Here is a 5,383-nt window from a genome sequence, read left to right as displayed (position 1 = left end):
GTGGGAAAAATTCTTAATGGGTGCCTTCTTCTTCGACGCGCCGCCGATGGGATTCGGCGTAGGCGGCTTCCCGCGCCAGCAGCAACGGGTCATCCGACGGCCCGATCCCGGCAGGCAACTCCAATGGGTTGAAATCCACGTCCCGGCATGCGCCTTCGACCTGGGATTGCTGGTTGTCGATGACCAGCGTGCCCGCATCGATTTGCCGCCGCCCGTCAGGCCAGCGCACGGTGGCGTCGGTGGTCACATCCCCGGGTTCTGCCAGGGTGATGAGCAGGTGCCAGCGCACTGGCGCCTGCTCAAGCAAGGTAGCAAAACCATAGGCGAGAAAATCCGGGTCACGGGACTGGCCGCTTGTCATCGGTTTGTAAGGTGTTTCAGGCACCATGCTCCAGCGCACGAAGTGCACCCGGCCCTGGGCGTCGGTCATGCGAAAGGCATTGACGCTGTAGAACGTGGAGTTATCAAACCCCGACGCCTCGGGATGCGCTGCCAACCAGGTTTCGAACGGGCGCATTTCAGGATGAGTGTTTTTGAAGGCCTGCATTTTTTGCGGGTCAGGGCCGCTGCCGCCGTATTCCGGCATTGACGCGCGCAGCTGTGCATACAGGCCTTCGGGTGTATTCACCGGGAACACCGGCACGGAATTCATCGCCATGTACCACGTCTGGCCATCGGCATCGGCCAGTCGCAAGGCCATGCTGCGGATCATGCCATGCACATCCGCCTGGGACGGGTCGCCTCCGGCAGCCGACAACCGGCCGATCAGCGGCACACTGCCACGCTGTAACAAGGACGCGTGAGAAATCTCTACTGCATTACCGTTGCTTTCAAAGTGGCCGCTGATGCACTGGCCCTTGGCATGGTTGCGACGAAACCCGGGATGAGCGCCGCCCGACACGGCTTCCATCTCATCGACGATTTGCACGGCAGTCGGCGAAGACGAATAAAGGGACGGCAACAGCCAGGCAGCGAGGCCTGTTATCACCCCGGCAGCGAGTACAAGAGGCAGGTAATGGCGTTTTTTAAGCGAGAGGGATTTTTTCATCAAGCTATCTGGGATCACGGCATTGGGAACCAATGCCCGACCCCGGCATGGTTATTTCTGGATAGCGGCGATCCACATCGGTGCAGGCACACCAGCAAACAGCTGGGCGGCACTTCGATCGGCGACAAGTCGGGCAACGGCGTTGAGGTCCACACCTTCGGGCTCGCCGATAAGGGCGTAGCCCAGTTCAGACTGGCGCCAGGTTACTACGTTCATCTGCGCAACGCTTTGTTGAGCAATCGACTGGTCCGGCTTGGGCTCCTTCATCACACACAGTGCAACTGGCGCGCCATTGGCGGGCAAGTACACCAGCTGGATCAACGCCTTGTTGTTGAAGCGCAGGCGCTGCACACGCTTGAAGGTCAGGCCGGCGGAACTCAGGTCCGGAACACGCAGGGCCAAGCCGTCAACCTGACGGATGTCGGCCAGGGTCTGGGTCACCGATTCGACCGGCTGGGCGCCGTAGGCAACGGTCTCCCGGGTGTAGAGATGCTGGTAGGCGGCGGCTTGTTGCACCCAGGGAGAAGTTTGGGCAACGGCCGGCGCGGAGGCATCGAAGCCCGGTTTAAGCGCACCATTAAATGCACCAACCTGAAGCACAAGCGCATAACACGCTGCACCCGCAACGAACGTCAGGGCCGGCCATGCAAATTTAGGTTGGAGCAGCGCGAACAGGCGCAAGAAAACGCTGTCTGCTTTACCGGAAGAGTTCACTCCGCTCGTCGGAACAGTGTATTCAGCAGGTCGGGCAGCCGAATGCTGAGCCGCCAGCGCCGCAATACTGAGCTTCAAGCTCTCGGGCACCGGTGGCACGTTCTGGCGGGCAAACGCTTCCTCATAAGGCAGGCAGGAAGCCATCAACCGAGAGACTCGCTGAGCCAGGTCCGGCGAAGCGTCTATGAGCCGCTCAAGCTCTTGGTTCTGTTGCGACGAAAGCTCGCCGTCAACATAGGCCATTAGCAAGGCATCATCCGCTACCATGGGGTTATCTCTCCGTTCGTATTCATCAATTATTGCTGTGTGATTGCAGGCTTTGTGAGCCGAAGTGACCTGTCAGCGGGTAGCGACAAGCCATCATATTGATATCATCTTTAACGTTGCAACAGGTCAAAAAAACTTTAAAGCAACCGGCCAATACTCGATGACACGTGCAAATACTCTAAGAGAACACCCTGGAATTGAAAATATTCCCAGGGCCGAATAAATCTTATATGTTTCACTATGTGTACGGGTAATTTTCCTGACACGATTGTCAGAATGATTGGCCTGGTACCTGCATAAGCTGTCAATAACCTTTCAGAAGCGATCAAAATCGATACACTTTGTCAGCATCTTGATACAATTTACCGTCACCAAAGGAGCCTCAGCACCGCATTAAGGACGCCGCGACACAGGCATCCGCTACGGTATCGACCTCGTAGCCTGACCGCACCATTTTAGGCATCAAGAAATAAAAAGAGGAAATATGTCGATCACCGGTGCTGACTTACCCGCACTGCTTCCAGAACTGCTGCCGCGCCTGTGGGCATTTGCGTTGCGCATTTCCGGTGACAAGCACGATGCCGAAGACCTGGTTCAACTCGCCTGCGTCCGCGCGCTGGAACGCGCCCATCAATTGCAGCCCGACACGTCGGTGTTGAGCTGGATGTTTTCGATCGTCCATTCCACCTGGATCAACGAACTGCGTTCACGCAAGGTGCGCAGCCGTTCGCGCATGGACTGGAACGACGAATTCCTCGAAACCGTCAGCGACCCCGAGGCGCCCAACCCGGAGTCCGACATGATGCACCGGCAGATCATCGAAGCCGTGGAAAAACTCCCCGAAGGCCAGCGCGAAGTCATGTTGCTGGTGGGCGTGGAACGCTTCAGCTACAAGGAAGCTGCGGAAATGCTCGACCTGCCGATCGGCACCATCATGAGCCGGCTGTCCCGTGCGCGTCAGGCGATCGGCGCGCTTTTTGATTCGCCAAAAAGCAAACCTTTGCGCGCTCGATCAGAAAAGTCGTCATCCTCCTGAAACCGCTCTAAACCGGCGTCCTGAACGGGACCACCCTAAGGACTACGCCACCCCGCTTCCATCACCGCGAAACGCACTGGGGCTCACCCCCGTCCAGCGCTTGAAAGCCCGCCGAAAACTGCGCACGTCGCTGTAACCGACTTCCTCGGTGATGCGTTCGATCGACAATCCCGGATTCCCCAACAACCCCATTGTGCGCGCACGCCGAACCTGTTCCAGCAGCGCTTCGAACGTCAACCCGTGCTCGGTCAGGCGCCGACGCAAGGTGCGGCCACTCATGTTCAGGTCGCCTGCGACTTTCTCCAGTTGGCTGCCCTGCAAGTCCCGTGAAATGGCGCGTTCCACGGCCTGGATCAGGTCCATTTTCTGATGCAACTGGGCGCTTTCCAGCTCCAGCAATTCCAGGGCCTGACGCAGCGCCAAGGGGTGATGATTAGGCAAGCGGCTGTCCAGCCAGTGCGGCGCCAGCACCATGCGATTGTGCAGGCAGCCGAAACGTACCTCGGCGCCGAACAGGCGTTGATAGTGGGCCACATAAGACGGTGCGGCGTGTACAAACTCCACCCGCTGCGGCATGAAGTCCACCCCGACCAACGCTCGGCCATAGACCATGAGACTGGCGAAGAACTCCTCAGCCGCAAACACCTGCACGTCGGCGTACGGCAGCAGGCATTCGACGTCGACACAGACTTCATGGGCGTTTTCATGGGTGCGCGTGGTGGCAATGCCGCCGGACGTGTGCTGGTGCCGCTCGCCGATGGCAAAGGCATCGCGCAGGGTCTTGCACAGGGAGATCACATGGCCGAGCAAGCCGAGGGTGCCCAGCACGTTCTGATGGCCCACCCATAGGCCAAGGCCCTGGTCGGGCAACACCTTGAGCGCGCGCTGGATCATCGCCACGGCCTGGCGATAGGAGATGCGTTGCGCCGGGTCATCCAGGTCGGCCAGGGTAAACCCCAGCCCACGGCACAGCGCTTCGGCACTGGCGCCCTTCTGCGCCACCACCTGCCCCAGGGTTTGCAACAGGAACGGCGATACCAGCGCCAGTTCGAACTGCGGGTCAACGGCTTTCCTTTGCATGGATCACGGGTTCCTGACTGAGTGCTTCAGTTCTTGTTTTAGAAACATTCTGACAATCATAGGCGCTTGCAAGAGTCGCTGCACCCTGAGTGAAACCTGTCCGGCAAAGTCCCCCTATCTGTCCTCCAAAACCCTGCCTCGCCAGGCCCGCAGGGCTTATTTCTATGCTCAGCAGTGCCCTAACAATAATAACGAGGCCAGACATGAACCCCACCCGCGCGCTTCACCCGCTGCAACTCGCGTTGTTGAGCCTGATCAGCCTGCCGGCCCTGGCCACCGAGGTCGGTGTCGACAACATCGGCCCAGGCACTGACGGTTTCTACATCCTGCCCCTGGACGTGAACAACCTGCCGGACCACATGTTTGCGTTCAACCTGTATTACAACCATTACCAAGCCCGCAAGCTGGACATCAGCTCCCTTGGCGGCAAGGTCTCCGACGTACGCATCAAGTCCGACGCGATCATCCCGCGCCTGGACTACCTGAGCCCGGTGCGCATTTTCGGCGGGCGCCTGGGCGGCTATGTCGCGCAGCCTTACCTCAAGCAGCAGGTGTCGCTGTTCGGCCTGTCCGACACGCGCGAAAGCATGGGCGACACTACCCTGGCGCCGATCATCCTGTGGGACATGGGCCCGAACCTGACCCTCGCCGCAGCCCTGGAAGTCACCCTGCCCACCGGCGAATACGACGCCTCGCGACTGGCCAATACCAGCAATAATTTCTACACCTACAAGCCGCTGGTTTCGGCGACCTGGATGCCCAACGAGCGTACCGAGTTGTCGATCAAGACCACCTACAGTTTTAACCAGGAAAACCACGACACTGACTATCGCTCCGGGCAGATTTTCCACTTCGACTATTCGGCCAGCTACAAGGTGACTGACAACCTGAGCCTGGGGGTCAACGGGTACTACTTGAAGCAGACCACCGACGATAGACAATACGGGCATACGGTGGTGAATATCTTTGGCGAGGCGGTGAATGACGGGGTTCGCGGGCAGGTGTTTGCGATAGGGCCGGCGGTGTATTTCACCTTTCTCAAGTACGCGAGTGCCGAGGTGCGTTGGGCCAAGGAGTTTGATGTGCAGAACCGTCCGGAGGGGGATATGGTGTGGGCCAAGTTGACGATACCGTTTGCGTTGTGAGCTTGGGGATTGTCGGGGTGTATATCCGTTTTTTGGGTGATGGCTGATATCGGTTCCGCTCTTACAGCGGGTCACTTTTGAAAGGAGCCCAAA

At 58.8% G+C, this 5,383-nt stretch carries 5 protein-coding genes; 2 read left to right on the top strand and 3 right to left on the bottom strand.

Annotated elements, in window-relative coordinates:
• Nucleotides 1-13 precede the first annotated feature (13 nt).
• Both WBB95_RS05840 and WBB95_RS05835 read right to left on the bottom strand, forming a co-directional pair.
• On the bottom strand, nt 14-1,048 hold the full coding sequence (locus WBB95_RS05840; RefSeq protein WP_424486694.1) for a catalase family peroxidase: 1,035 nt from the start codon (nt 1,046-1,048) through the stop codon (nt 14-16).
• 51 nt (nt 1,049-1,099) lie between these two features.
• Nucleotides 1,100-2,029: an anti-sigma factor family protein gene (locus WBB95_RS05835; RefSeq protein WP_424486693.1), complete on the bottom strand. Its 930-nt coding sequence runs from the start codon at nt 2,027-2,029 to the stop codon at nt 1,100-1,102.
• Nucleotides 2,030-2,513: 484 nt separating this feature from the next.
• Here WBB95_RS05835 and WBB95_RS05830 point away from each other — a divergent pair, with 484 nt between their 5' ends.
• Nucleotides 2,514-3,065, top strand: a complete 552-nt coding sequence (locus WBB95_RS05830) for an RNA polymerase sigma factor (protein ID WP_424486692.1) — start codon at nt 2,514-2,516, stop codon at nt 3,063-3,065.
• Nucleotides 3,066-3,107: 42 nt separating this feature from the next.
• On the opposite strand, the gene WBB95_RS05825 is transcribed toward WBB95_RS05830, so the two are convergent.
• A complete protein-coding gene (locus WBB95_RS05825; protein WP_424486691.1) occupies nt 3,108-4,145 on the bottom strand; it encodes an AraC family transcriptional regulator in 1,038 nt (345 codons plus the stop codon).
• Nucleotides 4,146-4,348: 203 nt separating this feature from the next.
• On the opposite strand from WBB95_RS05825, the gene WBB95_RS05820 reads away from it, so the two are divergent.
• Nucleotides 4,349-5,290 (top strand): SphA family protein, encoded by a 942-nt coding sequence (locus WBB95_RS05820; RefSeq protein WP_424486690.1) that lies wholly within the window; start codon nt 4,349-4,351, stop codon nt 5,288-5,290.
• The last annotated feature ends 93 nt before the right edge of the window (nt 5,291-5,383 follow it).

This window comes from Pseudomonas sp. (assembly GCF_049645325.1).
Lineage (GTDB): Bacteria > Pseudomonadota > Gammaproteobacteria > Pseudomonadales > Pseudomonadaceae > Aquipseudomonas.
This window is presented reverse-complemented; position numbering and strand designations above follow the sequence as displayed.